Source organism: Rheinheimera gaetbuli (assembly GCF_054781935.1).
The window spans coordinates 722,468-744,040 of record NZ_BAAGTL010000008.1 but is presented as its reverse complement, the minus strand read 5'-3'; the positions used below and the strand labels follow the sequence as shown (position 1 = coordinate 744,040).

Sequence of the window (21,573 nt, the reverse complement as noted above, 5' to 3'; positions counted from 1 at the left end):
GCTAATGATTTAGAGCAATATTTAATATTGCAATAAAGGTCAAAATTCTATTTTGTAAAAAAAACTGACGATTACAGGCTACATCTTGGTAATGCAGACGCGGCTTTTCGCTCGTTATACAGCTTCATGGCAGCGGGCATTTCCTCACGCAATTCTTTTATCCGCGTTTGCGGTAACGGGTGGGTAGACATAAACTCTGGTGTGCCGCCCCCGCCCAATGCCGCCATATTTTGCCATAGATTAACCGCCTGACGAGGCTCAAAACCGGCTTTAGCCATTAGCTCCAGGCCAATAATATCTGATTCTGTTTCATGTGCCCGGCTAAAGGGCAAGGCTACACCCAGTTGCGCCCCTAACCCAAAGGCTGCCATTAACTCTTGCTGATATTTAACGCCATAAGCTTTCATACCTGCATCACCCAATGACAGTATCGTTTGTATACCCTGGTTAGTGGATAAACGTTCGTTACTATGGCCGGCAATAACATGGGCAATTTCATGGCCTATTACCGCAGCCAACTGGTGCTGATTTTCAGCCACCTTTAACAACCCGGTATACACGCCAATTTTGCCACCTGGTAAGGCAAAAGCATTGACCTGGTCGGCATCAAACACCACAATTTCCCAGCTTTGCGCCCTGGTACTATCAGGTGTTACGGCCAATAGCGTATTGGCTACACATTTTACATAGCTGTTGATTTTCACATCGGTTGAAATTGCTGTTTCTGCTTTCATGGCGTCAAATGTCTGAGCACCCATTTTGCTAAGTTGAGTGTCATTAAACAGCATAATCTGACGCCGCCCCGTCGGTGATTGCGCACAAGCAACCATCAGCAAAATACAGGTACTGGTAACAAACAACTTCTTCAACATCAATATATCCTTATTTTTTGCACAGGCAGCAAGCTGGTTTAGATTTTATTGTATCTGCTGAAAAACAAAAAACCACCCGCAGGTGGTTTTTCATTAGCTTTTAGCTGGTTAAATCATCAAAGAACTTCTTCACACCATCAAAGAAGCCTTTCGATTTTGGCCGGTGTTTGGCCTCACCGTCACCCGCCATGCTGTCATCCAGTTGGCGCAGTAAGTCTTTTTGTTTGTCGCTTAAATTCACCGGCGTTTCGATCACCACCTTACACACCAGATCACCTACGCCACCACCCCTTACCGACTGCACACCTTTACCGCGTAAGCGGAACATTTTGTCGGTTTGTGTCTCGGCCGGTATTTTTAGCTTAACGCGACCGTCCAGTGTCGGTACATCAATTTCACCACCCAAGGCAGCTGTAGTGAAACTCAGCGGCACATCGCAGTACAGATTGTTGCCGTCGCGCACAAAAATCGGGTGCTCTTTCACATGAACCTGTACATACAGATCACCGGCCGGTGCACCGTGCATACCCGCTTCACCTTCACCGGTTAAGCGGATGCGATCGCCAGTATCAACACCAGCAGGAATTTTCACCGATAGCGTTTTGGTTTTTTCTACGCGGCCTTCGCCATGACACTTAGTGCAGGGATCAGGAATAATTTTGCCACGGCCATTACAGGTTGGGCAGGTTTGCTGTACCGCAAAAAAGCCCTGACGCATCGTGACCTGGCCAGCACCATGACAAGTACCACAACTCTTGGCTGAAGTGCCTTTCTTGGCACCCGAGCCATCACAGCTGTCACAACTGACCATCGTCGGCACTTTAATATCAACCGACTTACCGCGAACCGCTTCTTCCAGGCTTAGCTCGAGGTTGTAGCGTAAATCTGAGCCACGCTGTGCGCGTGATTGGCCACGCCGGCCACCGCCGCCGAAGATATCACCAAACACATCGCCAAAAATATCGCCAAAATCTGCACCGCCAGCACCACCGCCACCACGGTTCGGATCTACACCGGCATGGCCATAACGGTCGTAGGCAGCCCGCTTTTGATCATCCGATAAAACCTCATAGGCTTCCTGGACTTCTTTAAACTTCTCTTCCATAGCTTTATCACCCTGAGTACGGTCAGGGTGAAATTTCATGGCGAGGCGTTTATAAGCCTTTTTGATGTCTTTATCGTCGGCGCCTTTGGCGACACCTAATACTTCATAATAGTCACGCTTGGACATAGTTCCCGCTCAGTAAATGTCTTAATGCCAAAGGGCTGGCACCTGGCCAGCCCTTATACTTCAGCCAGATTACTTCTTGTCGTCTTTCACTTCTTCAAACTCAGCATCGACTACATCGTCGTTGCCATCAGCTTGCTGGCCCGCATCGCCGCCACCTTGCTGGGTTTTGGCCTGTGAGGCTTCCATCAGCTTCTGTGACGCCTGGATCAGGGCTTGTGACTTCTCGTCAATCGCCGCCTTGTCGCTGCCTTTAAGAACAGCTTCCAGCTCTTTGATTGCCGTTTCAATCGCTTCTTTGTCATTGGCCGCTAACGCATCACCCACTTCTTCCAGCTGTTTACGGGTAGCATGTACCATCGCATCAGCCTGGTTACGGGTTTGTACCAGCTCTTCAAACTTTTTATCGTCTTCAGCATGGGCTTCAGCATCACGTACCATGGCCTGAATTTCTTCATCGGTTAAGCCTGAGTTGGCTTTGATAGTGATCTTCTGCTCTTTGCCGGTGTCTTTATCTTTAGCAGACACATGCAAAATACCGTCGGCGTCTAAATCGAATACCACTTCAATTTGTGGCTCGCCACGACGACCACCACGGATACCTTCTAAGTTAAACTGGCCCAGTGACTTGTTGTCAGAGGCGCGCTTACGCTCGCCCTGTAGCACGTGGATCGTTACCGCCGACTGGTTGTCTTCTGCTGTTGAGAACACCTGCGATTTCTTGGTTGGGATCGTAGTGTTTTTCTCAATCAGCGCCGTCATTACGCTGCCCATGGTTTCAATACCCAGTGACAGTGGCGTAACGTCAAGCAGCAATACGTCTTTAACATCACCTGACAGTACCGCGCCCTGAATGGCCGCACCTACTGCTACTGCCTCGTCCGGGTTTACGTCTTTACGTGGCTCTTTGCCAAAGAAAGCGGTTACCGCTTCCTGTACTTTTGGCATCCGCGTTTGGCCGCCAACCAGGATGATGTCGTTAATTTCACCCACGCTTAAATCAGCGTCTTTCAGCGCTTGCTTCAGCGGCTCAATAGTGCGCTGAATTAAGTCTTCAACTAAAGATTCCAGCTTGGCACGGGTTACTTTGATGTTCAGGTGTTTCGGGCCTGAGGCATCAGCTGTAATGTACGGCAGGTTCACTTCAGTTTGTGACGCTGACGACAGCTCAATCTTGGCTTTTTCTGCAGACTCTTTTAAGCGCTGCATCGCCAATGGGTCGTTACGCAGGTCAATGCCCTGCTCTTTCTTGAATTCTTCAACCAAATAGTTGATTAAACGGTTATCAAAGTCTTCACCACCTAAGTGAGTATCACCGTTAGTGGCTAATACTTCAAAAGTTTGCTCGCCGTCTACATCGTCAATTTCAATGATAGAGATATCGAAAGTACCGCCACCTAAGTCATATACTGCAACCTTGGTGTCGCCTTTCTTTTTATCCATACCATAGGCCAGTGCCGCAGCAGTTGGCTCGTTGATAATACGTTTTACATCTAAGCCAGCGATACGGCCAGCATCTTTAGTGGCCTGACGCTGCGCATCGTTAAAGTATGCAGGTACGGTAATTACCGCCGCCGTTACCGCTTCGCCTAAGAAGTCTTCGGCGGTTTTCTTCATCTTTTTCAGCACTTCAGCTGAAATTTGCGGTGCCGCTAGTTTTTTACCTTTGACTTCAACCCAGGCATCGCCATTGTCTGCTTTTACGATAGCGTAAGGCATAATTTTGATGTCGCGTTGTACTTCTTCGTCTTCAAAGCGACGACCGATTAAACGCTTAATGGCGAACAAGGTGTTTTTTGGGTTAGTCACAGCCTGACGTTTTGCCGGCTGGCCCACTAATACTTCGCCGTCTTCAGCATAAGCAATAATAGAGGGCGTAGTACGGGTACCTTCAGCGTTTTCTAATACGCGAGGTTTGTCGCCGTCTAATACTGCTACACAAGAGTTGGTTGTACCCAAGTCAATACCGATGATTCTACCCATAACTACACTCCACTTAATATTCTGAACAATCACAAATTGCGTTGAGCGATTAATGGGGATTAGCCCTGATCCATTCAAGGTTATTCAATTAAAATTTTTGCCAACCGGGAACTTTTTGCTGCTTTGCCGCGTATTTTACGCCGATGTTCGCCAATAACGGTTAACTTATCCGGTGTTACCTGCCTATAATAGCCGCCATCTGTAGCCTTAATTTTGAGGGTGTTTTTATGCCATTACTCGACAGTTTCACCGTAGACCATACCATTATGAAAGCCCCGGCTGTACGCGTGGCAAAAAAGATGAATACACCCAAAGGCGATGCCATCACGGTATTTGATTTGCGTTTTTGCGTGCCGAATGAAGAAATTCTGTCGGAAAAAGGCATCCATACGCTGGAGCATTTATTTGCCGGCTTTATGCGCGACCATTTAAACGGTAATGATGTTGAAATTATCGACATATCACCAATGGGCTGTCGCACCGGTTTTTACATGAGCTTAATTGGCACGCCAGACGAGCAACGTGTTGCTAAAGCCTGGCAAGCAGCAATGGACGATGTTTTGCACGTGGCCAACCAGGGCGACATTCCTGAGCTGAATATTTATCAGTGCGGCACCGCGCAAATGCACTCGCTGGACGAAGCTAAGCAGATTGCCAAGAATATTCTTGACCGCGGTGTCGGTGTAAACCGCAATGACGAGCTGGCCTTGCCGGCTGAAATTTTAAACACCCTGTAAGCCACTCAAAATCGCCCTGATATTTGCCCGTATAGCAAAATTGCATGTGCTAGCGGGCTTTTGTATTAGCATACCTGGTTACGCCCTGCTCGCTTAGCTTGATACAACGCTTTATCGGCGGCTTCAATCATTTGCCCGGCACTGCTAAAATGACTCTCTTCGCTGCTTATGACACCAGCAGAAAAGGTACAGTTAAAGTGCTTACCACTGGCAGTAAAAGTTAGCTGCCGAAACGCATCTAAAATTTGCTGGGTTAGCGTTGCAGCCTGCTGTCGCGTGCACGATGGCAACACCAACATAAATTCTTCGCCGCCATAGCGCCCTGCCTTGTCGGTTTTACGAATACGCTTACGCAGTAATGTCGCTAATGCCGTAATCACCATATCGCCTGTCGCATGACCATAGGTATCATTAACGCCTTTAAAGTGATCAATATCAACCATCACCACACTAAACGGCTTACCATAACGCTGGCTATTTTCATACTCCAGCTCTGCGACTTCTTTAATCGCACTGTGTTTTATCAAAGCGGTCAGGCTGTCTTTTTCTATCAAATTCTTTAATTGCATGCTGCGTTTTAATCGGGTTTTTATTGCCTGCACCAATTGCGCATCATCAATCGGCTTGGTTAAAAAATCGTCTGCGCCATAAGCCATCGCGCTAAGTTGCAGCGTTTTGTTTATCTCCGAGGATAAAAACACGATGGGTAAACGCTTCAATGAAGGGTACTGACGAATTATGCCTGCCAACTCAGCACCGGAATATTCAGGCATATACATGTCCATCAGCAATATGTCGGGTTGAAAATCAATTACCTCACAGACAATTTGACGCACGCTGCCAATAATGTGTGTCTTTATGCCTGCGCTTTTAAGCACTAAAGCATAGTGCTGGGCTAACAGCTTATCGTCATCAACGATAAACACCCTGCCTTGGCGCCTGGTACCGTTTTCCATCAAATCACTAATGGCTGAAACCATATTAGGCACATCCAGCGGCGAGACGAAAAATGCTTCAGCCCTTTGCTGGGCAGCTTTTACACGTAAATCAAAGTCGTCTTTCTCAGAAAAAACTAACAAATGAGAGCCATGCTGCTTTAACTGCTTTAACAATAACGTCTGGTCAAACAGCGGCGCGCCTTGTTCGGTGTTAATTGCCGCCAACAACACCGCGGGCGCTGCGCTTTGCAATCGTTTAAGGCAGCTGGAAAAGTCAGTAAAACACTCAACGTTATGACCAAACGCATGTAACTGACGCGATAGGTCGTCCGTTAAAGATTCATAAGGCAACAATAACCAGACGGAATCAGAGTGATGTAATGTGGTGTTATTTTCTACCTCTGCTTTACCGTCTCCCTGCAGGGCGTGCTTTACCGCGGTATCAAATTCCAATAGGGCCTGGCGCAAAGCAGGTAAAGCTTGCAGACGTTCATCACCCACTTTGCTGCTAAGCTCTTTGGCAAGTTGCTCAATATGTCGGGCATGACTGCCCAGCACTGCATAACCAAAGGTGCCACAAGCACCAGCCAGCTTATGTGCCTCAGCGACAACAATAGCGAGATCACTTTGCAATGGCTGTTCGGCTAAAGACAGCATATTAGCCGACCGCTCAGCTAAGCCCGACTCAAACCTTAAACGCAGTGAACTAAAAGCGGCAGACAAATCGGCCCTTGATCTAGTACTACTCACCCATTTTCTCCCTTGAATGATTAGCCTCTGGCAAACTAACTACAAAGCGGGTGCCAACCCCAAGCTGCGAACTAAAGCTGATCTCTCCTTGCATTTTCTGAACTAGCTCTTTGCAGATTGACAGCCCCAGACCGGTGCCGCCTTTCTTTCGCTGATTTGAGCCATCGGCCTGAGCAAAGCGCTCAAACACCCGATGCTGGAACTCGGGTGCGATACCCTCACCTTGGTCTAAAACAACAATTTCAACGCGCTGTTCATACTGCCGCGCAGTTAACCTAACCTCACCACCTGCAGGCGAAAACTTGACCGCATTAGACAATAAATTGGTCAGCACTTGCTGCAGGCGCAAAGCATCTGCTAATACCGTTGGGGCAGCTATTACATCTAACACTACACTCACATTGTGTTGAAATGCGAATGGCTGCAAATTTTCAACTGCTTGTGTCAGTTCGGGTAACAGTAGCACTGGCTTGATATCGAATGGCATTTTACCGGCAAGTAACTTTTCCATATCCAGCAAATCATTGATGAGATTTGCCAGTCGCTCACTATTGCTGCTTGCAAGACCGATTAAACGCTGCATCGCCTCAGGCACCTGCCCCAGCGTACCCGAATCAACTAAATTTAATGCACCTTTAATCGCCGTAAGCGGTGTGCGCAACTCATGGCTTACGGTAGAAATAAACTCATCTTTTAACTGTTGCAGTTTAATCCGTTCTGTCACATCCTGGATTGAACCGACCAACAGTTGCTGCGGATTTTCCTCTTGTGGCAGTAATCTTGCCAACTCATGCACCCAGCGAATGCTGCCGTCCGGGCGAATAATACGATGCACCACATCATGTAGTCCGCTTTCCAGCGCACGCTGCTCGCTGTCTGTTACCGCCTGTTTATCGTCAGGGTGCAGGGTGCTTTTAAATAACGCTACACTTGGCGTGATATTTTCATCAAAGCCAAAAATCTGATAAATCACCGGCGACCACCACAACTCACCGGTTTTTAGCGAGGCTTGCCAAAACCCCATCATGGCCGTTTCACTGGCCATATCCAACCGTTGCTGGCTTAATTGTAACTTTGCATTCACCCTTTCCAACTCAAGGTAATACTGTTTAACTTGGGTAATATCTTCAATGTAACCGTGCCACAACGTGCTACCGTCCGGCATTCGCTCAGGCGTGGCGCGGCCGGACAACCAAATAGGGGTTTCATTATCTAAGTAAAACCGGTATTGATGTTGCCAAATAGATAACGCTTCTGCAGACTGTCGGATGCTTTCAGACAGGGGTTCAATATCATCCGGATGGATTTTTGCAAAAAGAAAATTGGCATCAATAATAACTTCTTCGGGTAACACACCATATATTTTTTCAATACCCTCACTGGCAAAGGGAAATGCCGTACGCCCGTCAGGCCACAGCTGATATTGGTACATCATACCCGGCAGCTGAGATGCCAGCTTTACCAGCTGTTGCTTTAACGACTTTTCTTCGGTGACATCCAAGATAAAGCCGTCTAAAAACTCAACGCATCCATTTTCATCATATTCGGCTTTGCCGCGCTCTTCTACCCAGTGTATTTTGCCACTTTGATGGACAACCCGGTACTGCAGTATCCAGCTGATTTTTTGCTGCACGGCCTCTGATACAGTCTGTTCCAACCAATCGCGGTCATCGGGGTGGATCACGCTGGCATAGCTTCTGACACTGTTATTAATAAAATCACTGGCCGGATAGCCGGAAAGGGGATCAATACTGTCGCTCATGTATAACATGGTCCAGTCTGCATCAACTTTACAACGGTAGGTTATCCCAGGAATATTGGCCACCAGCGTCTGAAACTGATCGCGACTGGCTTGCAACTCCAGCTCAGCATGTTTTTGCTCAGTAATATCAGCATGAGTGCCATACATCATTAGTGGTTTGCCGTCGTCAGCCCAGCTAACAACGCGGCCACGGTCATGCACCCACACCCAATGCCCTGCTTTGTGTTTCATACGGCATTTAAAGTCGTAAAAGGGTAACTGGCCAGAAAAATGCTGCTCTAACGCGGCACCAGAGCCTGCTAAATCATCCGGATGTGCCAACCCAAGCCAGGTATTAATATCTATTGGCGCCAACTCATCCAGCGTATAGCCTACTATTTCAGCCCAGCGCTGGTTAAATAATGTTTCTCCACTTTGAACGTTCCACTGCCAGGTGCCGATTCGGGTACCTTCAAGCACCGACCGGTTCATTAGCTCACTGACTAAAAGTTGCTCGTGCGCTTGCTGCTGTAATCTGTCAGTAATTTCCTGCTCAACAAGGTCGGCAAACTGGCGCAACATTTTCCGCTCAACCTGCGAAAGCTGCCGCGGCTTAGGGTCGATAATGCATAAGGTGCCAATGCGCTGCTCATTAAAATGCAACGGTGCACCTGCATAAAAACGAATAAACGGCGCAGCAGTAACCAGGGGGTTATCAGCAAAACGCAGATCGGCAGCAGCATCAGCCACTTCAAAAATATCGCTGGCTAAAATAGCATGGCCGCAAAATGAAATATCTCGGCCAGTTTGACAAGCATCTAAGCCCTGACAGGATTTAAACCATTGCCGGTCGTCATCTACCAATGAAATCAGTACAATCTCAGTACCCAGACATTGCTGCACCAGTTTGGTGATACGATCAAATCTTGGCTCATTCTCAGTATCCAACAGCGCTGAGCCAACCAGTGCCAACAGTCGTTGGGGTTCATTTGCTGGAATCTCAGGCTGCTGCATAAGCTCTACTCTTGTGGTTATTGTACTGCGTAATTATGCATTTAATCAGGCTGTTTGGCTTTGCTTATAAAGCCGGCTTAATGTATCACCCAGCGCCATTGGCTCAAACGGTTTATCGATGACCGCTATCGCACCAGCGGCTATGTATTGCTGCTTCTCTGCCTGTTGTATCTTAGCTGTCATAAACACTACCGGCACTTGCGCCATGCCGGGCAACTGGCGCAAAGCCAGCAGCGTTTGTAAACCATCCATCTGCGGCATCATTACATCCAACAAAATAAGTTGCGGCGCAAACGCCTCTGCTTGTGCCAGGGCACTTTGGCCGCTGTCACAGCTTAATAACTCAAAACCAGCCACATCCGTCAGTGCAATTTCAGCCACCGCGCGAATGGATTCATCATCTTCTACATGCATTACACGTTGCAGCGTCATTTGCAGCCTCTTTTGTATTTAGTTAAGAAGATTTTTCAGATACTTTGCCAGTATCTCAGTATTAATACGGCTTTTACTAAATACTGCCCGTACTTTTTGCTTATTTTCAACACTTAAATCTTGCGCCGAAAAAATCACTACCGGAATATCACCCTGGCTCTGCGTAATAATGCTTAATAAACTCATACCATTACCATCGGGTAAACCTAAATCCAGTAAAATCAGGTCAAACCGTTGTTGCTGTAGTATTTTATTCGCCTGCGCCAGCGATGTTACCGCCAGATATTCGCATTGATTCTCCAGCTGCAACCGCATAATAGTGACAATATCGCTGTCGTCTTCAACATGCAAAATACGCTTATAGCGTTTTTCACCCGGTAATTGGCTCAACAGCTGGCCAATTTTCAGGCTTAATAGCTCTGGTGTAACGGGTTTTTCCAGCCAATCTAAGGCATTAGCTAAAGCCGCTAACTGTAATTTGCCTTGCTCGACAAACGCAGAAATGATTAACACCGGCATATTCACAGTTGCCGGGTTATCGCGCAGCCGCAGAAAAAAATCAGCGCCGCTTTCTTCACGTAGCTTTAAATCCAGCGTTATCGCATCATAGCGCTGTTCAGCCAACCGCTGCCATGCGGTAACGCTATCCGGCGCCCAATCTGTGGCGTAATGTTGTGACTGTAAAAATTCACATAGCACCGAGGCAGTATCGGCGTCATCTTCTACCACCAAAATAGTTTCATGCCGTTCAGGCTGAATTGATGCCTGATAAAGTGGCAGCTCTAGCCAAAACGTTGCGCCTTCGCCAAACGTTGAGTTAACACCAACATTGCCACCAGATTGCAAAGCAATTTCGCGGCTAATCGCCAGGCCCAGTCCGGTGCCTACTTTAGCCTGATTATCTTTATGATTTAACTGTGAAAAACGTTTAAACAGTTGCACCTGATCAGCCTCAGCGATACCAACACCTTGGTCCCTTACCCATATTTTTACTTTATATTCATGCACTTCCGCACCTAACACAACCTCAGATTGTGGTGGCGAAAACTTTACTGCATTGGATAAAAAGTTCGCCAGCACTTGCTGTATACGGGCAGTATCAATCCACAAGCGCACATCTGGTACGGCATTGAGTATTAAGGTTACATTGTGCTGCAAGGCAAAAGGCTGATGCTGCTCCAGCGCATCCTGCAGCAAGCGGGGTAAAGCCACTGCGGTTTCATCAAAGCGCATTTTGCCGGCCATTAGCTTTTCAATATCCAGCAAATCGTTAATCAACAGATTTAAACGTTGGCCGTTTTTGTGAGCAATACCGAGCAGTTTTTCTGCTTTAGGGCTTAGCGCCCCACCTGCACCGCCTAATACCAATCCTAATGAGCCGCTAATGGACGTTAAAGGCGTCCTCAGCTCATGACTTACGGTAGAAACAAAGTCATCTTTGAGTTTTTCTATACGCTTAATTTCGCGGATATCTTTGATAATAGTCCAAATAAACTTTTCATCCTGCGCATTACTAAACAGCAAACCATTAAGCTCGATATCAATTAATTCGCCATTTTTGTGCCGATATTGCTTAATATAAGGGCCGTACCGGCCAGTTTCAGTTAGCGCTTTTAGTTGCAGCAGCTCTAAGTCAGCATAAGATTCAGGCGTTAAATCCCGGTAGCTTAGCTGTTTTAGCTCTTCTAGCGTATAACCAACTAACTGTTCCATGGCTGGGTTAGCTTCAATGTAGGCACCATCACGAAAACGGTTTAAAAGTATAGGCAGGGGCGACAACCTGAATAACGCAGCAAACTTTTTTTCGGATTGTTCCAGTAACGTCTGTTGCAATAACACATCGTGCTTAGCAACTCGCTGCAAAAAACTAATGGTAATCAGACCAAGCAAAACCAAGAAAATAGTCGACAGAGCAAGAATGATGGCGCCGATTTTTTGCTCTTGTATATAGTCATTGTGCAATGCGGTAACATCCTGCCACTGCACACTAACACTTATTTCAGCGGCATTATCTTTTTGATCCCATAGCCGCCAAGGCAGAATTGACAATAAATAGTGTTTATCAGCATGCTGTACTAAAAAATGTTCAGGCTTGCCATCAGCAAGTCCTACCAACCCGCGATCAATCCATGTGTGCAACATTTGATTAGGATGCAAGGTGCTCCAACGTTCACTACGAAACCACTCTACCGACAATGTATTGTAAAACGTATCCAATGTGCGGGTGTCGACCAAAATAGCCGATTGTAAAAACAGGTTAGGAATGTTTTCAGAACTCTGCCAGGCCTGGCGTAGCCCTGCGACTTGCTTCAGATTTAAACCTAACTCCAGGCTGGCAAGCAACCTGTTATTATGTATCAGAGGCAAAACTGACTTTAACACTAAACCATCAGCTTCCAGACTTAAGCCGGTGCGAAATGCTGTTTGAACCCGGGGCAGATCAGACTGTAGTTGATTGTTATAAACCACAGAGTAACCTGGCTTTAACGCACTAATTTGCACGACAGGCTCACCAGGGAAATGGATATTTAAATGCGTCACCGCATTAGGTGCCAATCGTTGTAAATGCTCTTTGAGGCTCAGCTGGATTTGCCGATAGATGGGATGGGAAGCAGTAATATCACTGTTTGTATTGTCGTTAGCCAGACTTTGCAACGGTTTAAGAAACTGCTCATCACTACTGAGCATCTTTAACATTATTTCGGCCTGAAAACTCAGCTCTTGTCGCAATTGCAAAAGCTTATCGGTTTGTAAACTGTGCAGATTTTCCAGCCGTGACTCGAAAACATTTATCCGTTGTTTGGCAACACCGAAAGCAGCCAGTGACATTATGACTAAAATGACGACACCACACACCCAATATAGCTGCCTGACAGATATTGGTTTATGTCCAGCTAGTAGCCCCATTTAACAGCACCGCCTTCATTAACTTACTACAGAATTGCCTAAATTAGGGGTATGTGCAAATCATATATAAAGTATTCTCTTATTTATTTCAGTTATACGTAGGCCGAGATCAACTTGCCCTATCAAGCAGGTAAACCAGATGCTGATACTCAATACCACTGTGCTGCGATAAACCAATCTCGCAGGTGCGGCTGCTTGACACCCCTTGTGAGCAAGCGCTTACCTGCTGCTTTAACTCCGATAACGCCGAGGCATTAAGCTGTGGCAATACAAAGCCTTTATCCCCGGCAAAGCCGCAGCAGCTGATACCTTCCGGTATCACCACAGTATTACTGCAGGCAGCGAGCAACCGCTGTAGTTTACTGGCCTGGCCCAACTGGCTGGCACTGCAGGTAATATGCAGCGCTACCGCCTCGTTAAGCGGCGTAATATTCAGCTTAGGCAGCACCTTGTCATGCAAAAAGTCGACACTGTCATAGATTTTTAGCCGTGGGTCTAATTTGCCACGCAAGGTTAAACTGCAGGGGCTGGTATCAGAAAATATCACTATCTCGCCGTTATTACTCACCTTAAGCAGCCACTGCTCCAGCTGGCGCTGCTTAAGCTCTGCTGCCGCAAACTGGCCCTTCGATTGAAACGGCATACCACAGCACTGGCTGTCGATACCCTCAGGCACGATCAGCTGATAGCCTGCTTTTTGCAGTAAGCTGGCGCTTACCTGCTGTAAACTACGTTTATCTTTGCTATTGGCCGCAGGGGCCATGACACGGCCAGAGCAAGACGCCAGATAAATCAGCGGCGTTAACGCCTTATCAGCAGCGTCTTGATTTACCACACTGCGGTAGTTTGCTGTTGGCATAGCCTTATGCCAGTGCGGCAGCACTGTGCTCAATATATTCCCTACGCGCAGGCCAAAACGGCTTATAGCGCTAGCAACACTAAAGTGCCGCGCGATAAAAGCGGCAAGACCCTGCCATGGCCGGTTTTTTACCCCCCGCAGCTGTCGGGTTAAATCACCGGTATTAATGCCTACCGGGCAGGCTGTACTGCACATACCGCAAGCGGCGCAGCTGTCATTGCCCTGATACTGATAAGATTGCTGCAAAGCCGCCAAACGCTGTGGTTCATCACCACTGGCCGTTAAGCGCGATATTTCGCGCTGCGTTACGATACGTTGGCGTGGTGTTAGCGTTAATTTGCGTGACGGGCACACCGGCTCACAAAAACCGCATTCTATGCATTTATCTACCAACGGGTTAGTGGCCGGCAACGGTTTTAAGTTTTGCAGGTGCAATTGCGGATTATGGCTTAGCACCACGTCAGGGTTAAGAATATGCTGCGGGTCAAGCAGCTTTTTAATTTGCCACATTAGTTGGTAGGCGTCTGTCCCCCATTCCAGTTCCACAAAAGGTGCCATATTGCGGCCGGTACCGTGCTCGGCCTTTAACGAACCACCAAACTGCACCGCTACCAGCTGCGCAACCTCCTGCATAAAGGCGTCATAGCGTGCAACCTGGGTGGCATCGTCAAAGCCCTGGGTAAAAACAAAATGCAGGTTGCCTTCCAGCGCATGGCCGAAAATAATCGCCTCGGTGTAATAATATTTATCAAACAGCTGCTGCAGCTGCGACACTCCCTCTGCCAGTTGTTCTACCGGAAAGGTAACATCTTCAATAATGACCGTTGTGCCGGTTTTACGCACCGCACCTACTGCAGGAAAGGTGCCTTTGCGAATGGCCCATAACTGGTTGTACACCACAGGATCGCTACTGAATGATACTTGCTGCTCCAGCTCAAAGCCGGCAAGACAAGCTGATATTTGTGCCAGTTGTTGCTGCAATATACTGTTGCCTGGTGCAGTACTTTCTATCAATAAAGCACAGGCATTATCTGACAAGCTCTTTACCCAATCCGGCATGCCGGGCTTATTCTGCACCGAGCGCAGGCTGCGCCTGTCCAGCAACTCTACTGCCGATACCGGTTGCTGTTTTAGCTGTGTTACCGCCAGGCAACAGCTTGCTACCGACGGGAATACCAGCAACCTGGTGGCGCGGTGCGGATACTCCGGCACAGTGTTGTAAGTTACCGCACTGATAAAACCGAGGCAGCCTTCTGATCCCACCATTAAGTGCGTAAGAATATCTATTGGATCGCTAAATTCGGTTAAGGCATTAAGTGAAAAACCGGTGGTGTTTTTTAAGCGGTATTTATGGCGGATCTTAGCGCTAAGCGCGCTGTTGGCCCGGGTTTGGGCGCCCAGCAATTCAAGCTCTGCCAGCAAGTGTGCATGACTTTGCCGAAATGCCGCTACGCTTAGTGGATCTTCGGTATCCAGTACAGTGCCATCAAACAATACCAGCCGCATGCCAGCTAAGGTGTTAAAGGTGTTGTGCGCGGTGCCACAGCACATACCACTGGCGTTATTGGCCACGATACCGCCGATTTTACAGCTGTTAATTGATGCCGGATCCGGGCCTATTTTACGCTGAAACTTGCTTAGTACGCTGTTAGCCGCGGCACCGATGACACCCGGTTGCAGGCGTATTTGCTCGCCCAGGCCACGTACTTCGCGCTGTTGCCAATTTTCGCCCAGCACCAGCAGCACAGAGTCAGTTACCGCCTGGCCGGATAAACTGGTACCGGCAGCACGGAATGTCAGCGCCACCTTAAATTCATTTGCCAGTTTTAACAGTGCCACCACTTCAGCTTCACTTTCAACGCGTAATACCAGTTTGGGCAGCAAGCGATAAAAGCTGGCATCGGTGCCATAAGCTAACATAGCAATAGGGTCGTCAAAATAACGCTCAGCCGGAATAAGCTGTTTAACGGCCTGAATAAACTGCGGTTGCATGCAAACCTCTGGCGATAAAACACTCCAATCAGATTAATTGATAATACGGTATTCGTTGACAGCTTGCATAAAATTTTTATCACCAGTCAGAATAAATGAATAATTTATACATAACTAAGGTTGCGATTTGTCATACTGTGTCAGGAACTCTGCGACCACGCTTTGATACCAACCGTAACCGCGCTGGCGTTCCAGCGATATCTGGCTGACCTCGCTATACGTTTTACCGTCACGGTCGAAAAACACCGGCTGGCCGGTTTTCAGATCATAAAACCGTGCCCAAATTACACTGCCGGGGCTGTCTATTAATGACAAGCGGCCGTCGCTGTCACGGTGACGGTCTTTGTCTTTAATCTGATGTTGCCGCAGCCAGTCGGCCGCATCGGCAAGGGTTGAAGCCACGTTCTGGTAATCAGTGGCATGGCGTAGCAATAGCTGCAGCAGTTTGGCACTTTCACTGCTTACCAGTGCCACCTGTTCAAACTTACGCGCTGCTACCGGCTCGCCGCTTAACGGATGATGCTGCGCGCCCCATACTGTGCGCTTACCATTTACCACCACCTGATTAGCCAGTAACCAATCCACAGCGCGATAAAACGCTGCCGCCGCGTCGGCTTTAGTACTATCGGCTAACATGGCAAAGCGCGGATCGTGCGCCACCTGCCACAGCAACTGCATCAGTTGATACAGGGCATTGTCGTTCAGCGTGATGGCATCATGATAACCGCCCCGCAGCGGATAAGATTGCGGAAAACCGCCGTTGGGGTATTGCGCCAGTAATATCAACGCTATTCCGCGCTCTATCGCCTGCGCGATACGTTGCTGCTGTGGTGGCGCCGCTTTGGGATAAAAATCAGCCAGCCAATGCAATTGCGTACTGGTAGCGTTATTATCAAAAGTAGGCACGTAATTGGCTTCAGAGCCAAAATGCTGGCCGGTTTGTCTGGCAATACGCATATCGGTGCGCTTGCTCCAACCACCGGAGGGCGTTTGAAAACTCAGCACCGCCTCTGCTTCAGCCTCGTTGCTGATGCCTGTTAAACCAAAGTCACGATGTTTTATTGCTCTGGGTACTGCCGATTGACTGCTTTGCTGCTGTTCAAACTGCAATTGCTGCTGGTCCTGCTGCATTAATTCAGCCGATTGCTGCATATATTGCTGCCAGACAGGGGGCAAATCTTGTCCCAGCCAATAACTGGTCGCCCAGGTGGGCGACCACGGCAGCACACACAAGCAGAGTAGCAAACGGCTAATCTGAGCGTATGTGCCTGACATCAGAAAGATCCTCGTACACCAAGTAAGTATTGTCGCCCTGTTAGCAAATACTCATAAGGCCGTGGTGTATACACATCGCTCCATTGCGTATTGGCAGCATTTGTCAGGTTAATGGCTTCAAAACTAAATGACATCGTTTTACTGAATTTATAACGGGCAGAAAAATTCAGCTGAGCTTTATCATCAACTCCGCGGCCAAATAAGCCTTCATCACGGTATTTATTCAAATACTCTTTGATATAGCGCTCACGAAAGTTATAGGAAAAACGGGCACTGAATTTTTCATATTCATAGTATAAGGTAGCATTATAGGTACGTTTTGACGTTTCCTCAGCCATAAGCGTAACTTGCTCGCGGCTAAGCGGGTCCGTTACGTCTTGCTCGTAATCAATCAACGTCAGGTTAGTTTGCAGACCAAAGCGATTAAAAGGTGCCGGTAACATGGTAAAAGGCTGTTGATAAATAAACTCTACACCTTTTACGGTTTCGCCCGGTGTATTAATCAGCTGTGATACATCCCAGGTCACGGTAGCCGGGTCCCTGTCGCCGATGTCGATACCTAATTGCGCCAGTTGTTGTGCACTCAACACTTCTTGTCGCGTACCCCTGCTCAGGCCAGTCATATCCTTATAAAAGAAGGCCACCGCCAGTAGCGCTTCGTCGTCGAAATACCATTCCAGGCCCAGATCAAGCTGATCCGCCTCGTAAGGCCGTAATGTTGGCCCCGCACCTAATTGTATCGTTGCGGTATCGTTATTGGCGCTGCTTGGGCGGGTTACTCTGATGGCTGATGCTAAATTACTTAATGGCGGCCGGGTAATGGCTTTAGATACGCTAAAACGTCCTACCAAATCATCGGTAATATCATAGGCTAAATTCAAACTTGGCAGGAAATCTTTGCCTTCACTTACCGTGTAGCGCCAGCCATAGCCGTCAGCAAAGTTAGCCCCCTCCCCGCGGCCGGCGGTGTAACCATCGGCATAAATATGATCAAGGTTAATAATGCCGGAGGTATTTTTGTTATCCAGATAGCGACCGCCAACATTACCGCGTAGTTCGCGACCGGCCAGCTCGATACGGAAATCCAATTGCAGGTAAGCGCCATTTACCCGCTCTTCAATATCATAAGTGCTGTTATAGCGTTCTTTGGCGGCAAAAAAGGCTTCATTTTTAAAGGCATCATACACTTTGCCGTAGTCGGTGGTTAACCAGCTGCCTGCCGACAAAGACGAATTAGCCGGCACTGTTGCTGCATTGCCAAAATACTGCCCGGCTTGTGACAAGGTTAGTGCATACAAATTACCGGCCGTACGGCTGGCATCCAGCTGTTGCACCATCACCTCTGCTACGTCACCGCTGGTGCGGTTGGTTGCCGGATTCAGCGAGCGCCAACCATTGTCACGCTGCACGTTAGCAGTATTAAAGGTACGGTGATTTAAACCCCACTTTAAAGTGTATTGGTCGTTCACTTCATAGGCAAAATGCAGTGACACATTTTTATTTTCACTGCCAATTTGCTGATTGCGGTTACGCACCAAGCCTAAGCTATATAAATCGGGGTTTAGCATTAACTGCTCTAACTCTGTCTTGCTGTAGTTATTACCAAAAGCTTGTGCAGGAGCAAAAGCAAAAGCAGGCATGTTCATGTTCATGCTGCCAATGCCAATGGCCGTGCCGGTTTGGCCAATCAGGCTTATCGGATCGATAGCACTGTCATAGCTATAGGCAAAGGTAGAATCGAAACTATCGAGTGCGAAGGTTCGCTGATAAGGAATATCCAGATCAGATTTGCCCATGCCAAGCAAAAAGTTCATCTTAAATTGGTCATTAATATGCCAGTCACCACTTAGCGTAAATTGCTTAAAGGTTGAGTTTGACACATCCTGCCGGGCCTCTGAGCGGATAGGCACGCCAGACAAGGTGCCGGCAACGATGGTATTATTGGCATCGACAATCAGGTTTTCCGCGTAAATATTTGTGCGGCTCGATACGTTATTGCGGATCAAGGCTGAATACTGGAATTCATCCATCGTATTGTCCAGCGAGGCATACAACACATCAAAATTCAGCGTAAGATCATCTATTGGCCGATATTGAAACGCAGCAGTAATACCTAAGCGCTCTTGCTGCTTATTAAAAATGGAATAACGTGGCAACCTGGGTAGCCATAAACCTTCCATATTTTCGTTGGTGTAAACCCCTTTAGGCGACAGTTGGGTAACAGGCGCAGCGGTAAGTTTATTGTCAGCGCCCCCTGCAACCCAAGCCGGGTTATTTACCGTCCAACGGCCTGTGGTTACCCCCTCACTTTGCACCAGGCCTTCTGAATAAGCCGCAGACACCAGCACACCAAATTTATTGTCCCAGTTCTGGCTAAACATGATAGAAGCTCGCGGCGTAACCGCCTCAGCTACATCGTTGTAACGGGCATTAACGTTGTAAGCCAGTTTAGTTTCCTGATATTGAAACGGCCGCGCCGTTTGCAAATTCACATTACCGGAAACACCGCCATCTTCCAGTTCTGCCGATAAGGTTTTATTAATATCTATTTGGGTAAAAAGCTCTGAGGCAAACACGTTAAAGTCAAAGGCGCGGCTTTTGTTAGAGCCACCGGCAGCATCGGTCGCGGCGCCAGCAGAAGCTGATTCCATGCCATTAATGGTGGTTTTAACGAAAGTAGCGCCCAAACCGCGCAAACTGATTTGCCGGCCTTCACCGGCATCCTGTTCAATGGCAATACCGGGCACCCTGGCCAGGCTGTCAGCCACGTTTAAATCGGGGAACTTGCCTAAATCTTCTGCCAATATCACTTCTTTGGACCCTACGGCATCGCGCTTGGCCATCAAAGCCACATTTAAGCTGCCCCTGAAACCAGACACTTCAATGATCTCAATATCCTCGGCTTTGATATCGGCTTTTGTTTCCGTTTCCTGTGCCATAGCCAGCGACGACAGTGCGACAGCTAATGCCGGAGATAATGCCAGCATAACTGCTGCAGCCAGCTTGTGATGTTTAACGACTTTCTTCATATACCCTGTTGTCCTTTTTATTATTTAGGTTGCTCCGGTGTGCCTGGCAAGGTCCCAGTCTGACTACTGCTAACCCACTCATGCCACCGGTAGCAAAAGCAGGTAAATTTTAAATAATTTAAATAACTGAGATGCGGCTAACTAAAATCTGGCAACGCATCAAAACAAAAAATCTGTCGATAAAAAGCGGGAATGGCGCGCTTTAACCATCTGCTTAACAAAGTCGACATCACTATCCTGGTATTTCGCCGCTACCAGGGTCGGCGTCGAAAACTGCCGCAGCGCATCCACCACCGACAAGGTGCCTTCGGCAGAGTCTTTACGACCATTAAACGGAAAGCTGTCCGGCCCGCGCTGACATTGGCTGTTGATGTTAATGCGGCCCACCTGGTTGGCAAAAATATCCACCAGCGCACCGACTTGCTGCGGGTCTTGGCCAAAGATACTCAGCTGCTGACCAAAGTTAGAATTAACAACATAATCAATCACTTCGTTAATATCGTTATAGGGTACTACCGGCACCAGCGGGCCAAATTGCTCTTCGTTATACAACCGCATACTGCTGTTTACCGGATACAGCAGCGCCGGGGTAAACAAGGATGCACTCGTTTGCCCTCCCCCCGGGTTTTGCAGTTTAGCGCCTTTGCTTAGCGCATCTTCTAAAAGCCCGGTTAAAAACGCCGCTTTACCGGGCTCTGGCAGTGGCGTTATTGCCACGCCTTGCTGCCACGGCATACCGGCTTCCAGCTCGCTAATGGCACTTGAGAGTTTATCTACCAGCTCGGCGGCACGGCTTTGCTGCACAAACAAAATTTTCAAGGCAGTACAGCGCTGGCCGTTAAACGACAAGCTGCCGGCCACGCATTCCTTCACCGTGCGCTCCATATCGGCGTCGGGCAAAATAATGGCCGGGTTCTTCGCATCCAAACCCAACACAGCGCGCAGGCGGTGCGGTTTGGGGTGCATGCGTTTTAGATCACTGGCGCCTTTGTTAGTGCCGATAAAAGCAAATAAATCGATTTTGCCGCTTTCCATCAGCACACCCACGGTTTCGCGGCCGCGGCCGTAAATAATGTTAATAACGCCAGCCGGGAAGCTGTGTAAAAACGCCTGTAGCAGTGGCTGAATAAGCAGTACGCCGTATTTGGCCGGTTTAAAAATCACGGTGTTACCCATGATCAGCGCCGGAATTAACGTGGTAAAGGTTTCATTTAACGGATAATTAAAGGGCCCCATACACAGCGCAACGCCTACCGGTACGCGGCGGATTTTACCCAAGCTGCCCTGCTCAATAATAAAGTGGCTGGCGTCTCTGTCTTGCTGTTTTAACGCTTCGATGGTGTCGCGGATATAGTCACAGGTGCGGTCGAATTCTTTTGCCGCATCGGGATAGGTTTTGCCGATTTCCCACATCAGCAAACGAATAACTTCAGCACGCTGCAGCTGCATTAAACCAAGGAATTTCTCCACATGCTGAATGCGCTCCAACACCGCCATGGTTGGCCAGGCACCACGGCCTAAATCGTAGGCTTTTACCGCACTGTCCAGAGCCTTTAGCGCGGTATCTGCATCCAGTAACGGCGTATGGCCCAGCACCACTTGCTGTAAGCTATCGCCGCTACACTGCTCGTCACGGATATAAATGGGACTGACGACCGGGCTTAGATCGCCACGCCACTGCACCAACTCGCCATTTAATAAATATTCGCGCTGGGTTATCTCGCCTTTATGGGCAAACTGTGGCGGTATATCAGCCGCTTGCGGAAAAACTGTTGCTAAACTCATGCCTTGCTCCTTCTAACAAAATTGACTTGGT

At 48.2% G+C, this 21,573-nt stretch carries 12 protein-coding genes; 1 reads left to right on the top strand and 11 read right to left on the bottom strand.

Features of this window, described 5'->3' with window-relative positions:
• Window positions 1–71: 71 nt before the first annotated feature.
• From ACYVIC_RS10265 to dnaK, 3 genes are all read right to left on the bottom strand, one after another.
• Entirely contained in the window at window positions 72–872 is an 801-nt protein-coding gene (locus tag ACYVIC_RS10265; protein WP_460859629.1) for a M48 family metallopeptidase, read from the bottom strand.
• A 100-nt stretch (window positions 873–972) separates the two neighbouring features.
• Window positions 973–2,103 carry a molecular chaperone DnaJ gene (gene dnaJ / locus ACYVIC_RS10260; protein ID WP_460859627.1) on the bottom strand — a complete coding sequence of 377 codons (1,131 nt, stop codon included), beginning with the start codon at window positions 2,101–2,103 and terminating at the stop codon, window positions 973–975.
• Between the two features lie 69 nt (window positions 2,104–2,172).
• Complete coding sequence (gene dnaK, locus ACYVIC_RS10255; RefSeq protein ID WP_460859626.1) at window positions 2,173–4,083, bottom strand: molecular chaperone DnaK; 1,911 nt, start codon at window positions 4,081–4,083, stop codon at window positions 2,173–2,175.
• A 227-nt stretch (window positions 4,084–4,310) separates the two neighbouring features.
• On the opposite strand from dnaK, the gene luxS reads away from it, so the two are divergent.
• Complete coding sequence (luxS, locus tag ACYVIC_RS10250) at window positions 4,311–4,820, top strand: S-ribosylhomocysteine lyase (RefSeq protein ID WP_460859624.1); 510 nt, start codon at window positions 4,311–4,313, stop codon at window positions 4,818–4,820.
• 65 nt (window positions 4,821–4,885) lie between these two features.
• Here the strand turns inward: luxS and ACYVIC_RS10245 are convergent, their stop codons facing one another.
• The 8 genes from ACYVIC_RS10245 to ACYVIC_RS10210 all read right to left on the bottom strand — a co-directional run bounded on the left by ACYVIC_RS10245 (window position 4,886) and on the right by ACYVIC_RS10210 (window position 21,542).
• Window positions 4,886–6,508 (bottom strand): diguanylate cyclase, encoded by a 1,623-nt coding sequence (locus tag ACYVIC_RS10245; RefSeq protein ID WP_460859622.1) that lies wholly within the window; start codon window positions 6,506–6,508, stop codon window positions 4,886–4,888.
• Window positions 6,501–9,263 (bottom strand): PAS domain-containing protein, encoded by a 2,763-nt coding sequence (locus tag ACYVIC_RS10240; RefSeq protein ID WP_460859621.1) that lies wholly within the window; start codon window positions 9,261–9,263, stop codon window positions 6,501–6,503. Before ACYVIC_RS10240 ends, ACYVIC_RS10245 begins: the two co-directional genes overlap by 8 nt.
• 45 nt (window positions 9,264–9,308) lie before the next feature.
• Window positions 9,309–9,695, bottom strand: a complete 387-nt coding sequence (locus ACYVIC_RS10235; protein WP_460859620.1) for a response regulator — start codon at window positions 9,693–9,695, stop codon at window positions 9,309–9,311.
• An 18-nt stretch (window positions 9,696–9,713) separates the two neighbouring features.
• Entirely contained in the window at window positions 9,714–12,602 is a 2,889-nt protein-coding gene (locus ACYVIC_RS10230; protein ID WP_460859618.1) for a response regulator, read from the bottom strand.
• 109 nt (window positions 12,603–12,711) lie between these two features.
• Entirely contained in the window at window positions 12,712–15,453 is a 2,742-nt protein-coding gene (locus tag ACYVIC_RS10225) for an FAD-binding and (Fe-S)-binding domain-containing protein (protein ID WP_460859617.1), read from the bottom strand.
• A gap of 114 nt (window positions 15,454–15,567) precedes the next feature.
• Window positions 15,568–16,728, bottom strand: coding sequence for a pectate lyase (gene pelA, locus ACYVIC_RS10220; RefSeq protein ID WP_460859615.1), 1,161 nt, complete (start codon window positions 16,726–16,728; stop codon window positions 15,568–15,570).
• Window positions 16,728–19,757, bottom strand: a complete 3,030-nt coding sequence (locus ACYVIC_RS10215) for a TonB-dependent receptor (RefSeq protein WP_460859613.1) — start codon at window positions 19,755–19,757, stop codon at window positions 16,728–16,730. Before ACYVIC_RS10215 ends, pelA begins: the two co-directional genes overlap by 1 nt.
• Window positions 19,758–19,916: 159 nt before the next feature.
• Window positions 19,917–21,542 (bottom strand): NADP-dependent glyceraldehyde-3-phosphate dehydrogenase, encoded by a 1,626-nt coding sequence (locus ACYVIC_RS10210; RefSeq protein WP_460859611.1) that lies wholly within the window; start codon window positions 21,540–21,542, stop codon window positions 19,917–19,919.
• Window positions 21,543–21,573: the final 31 nt, after the last annotated feature.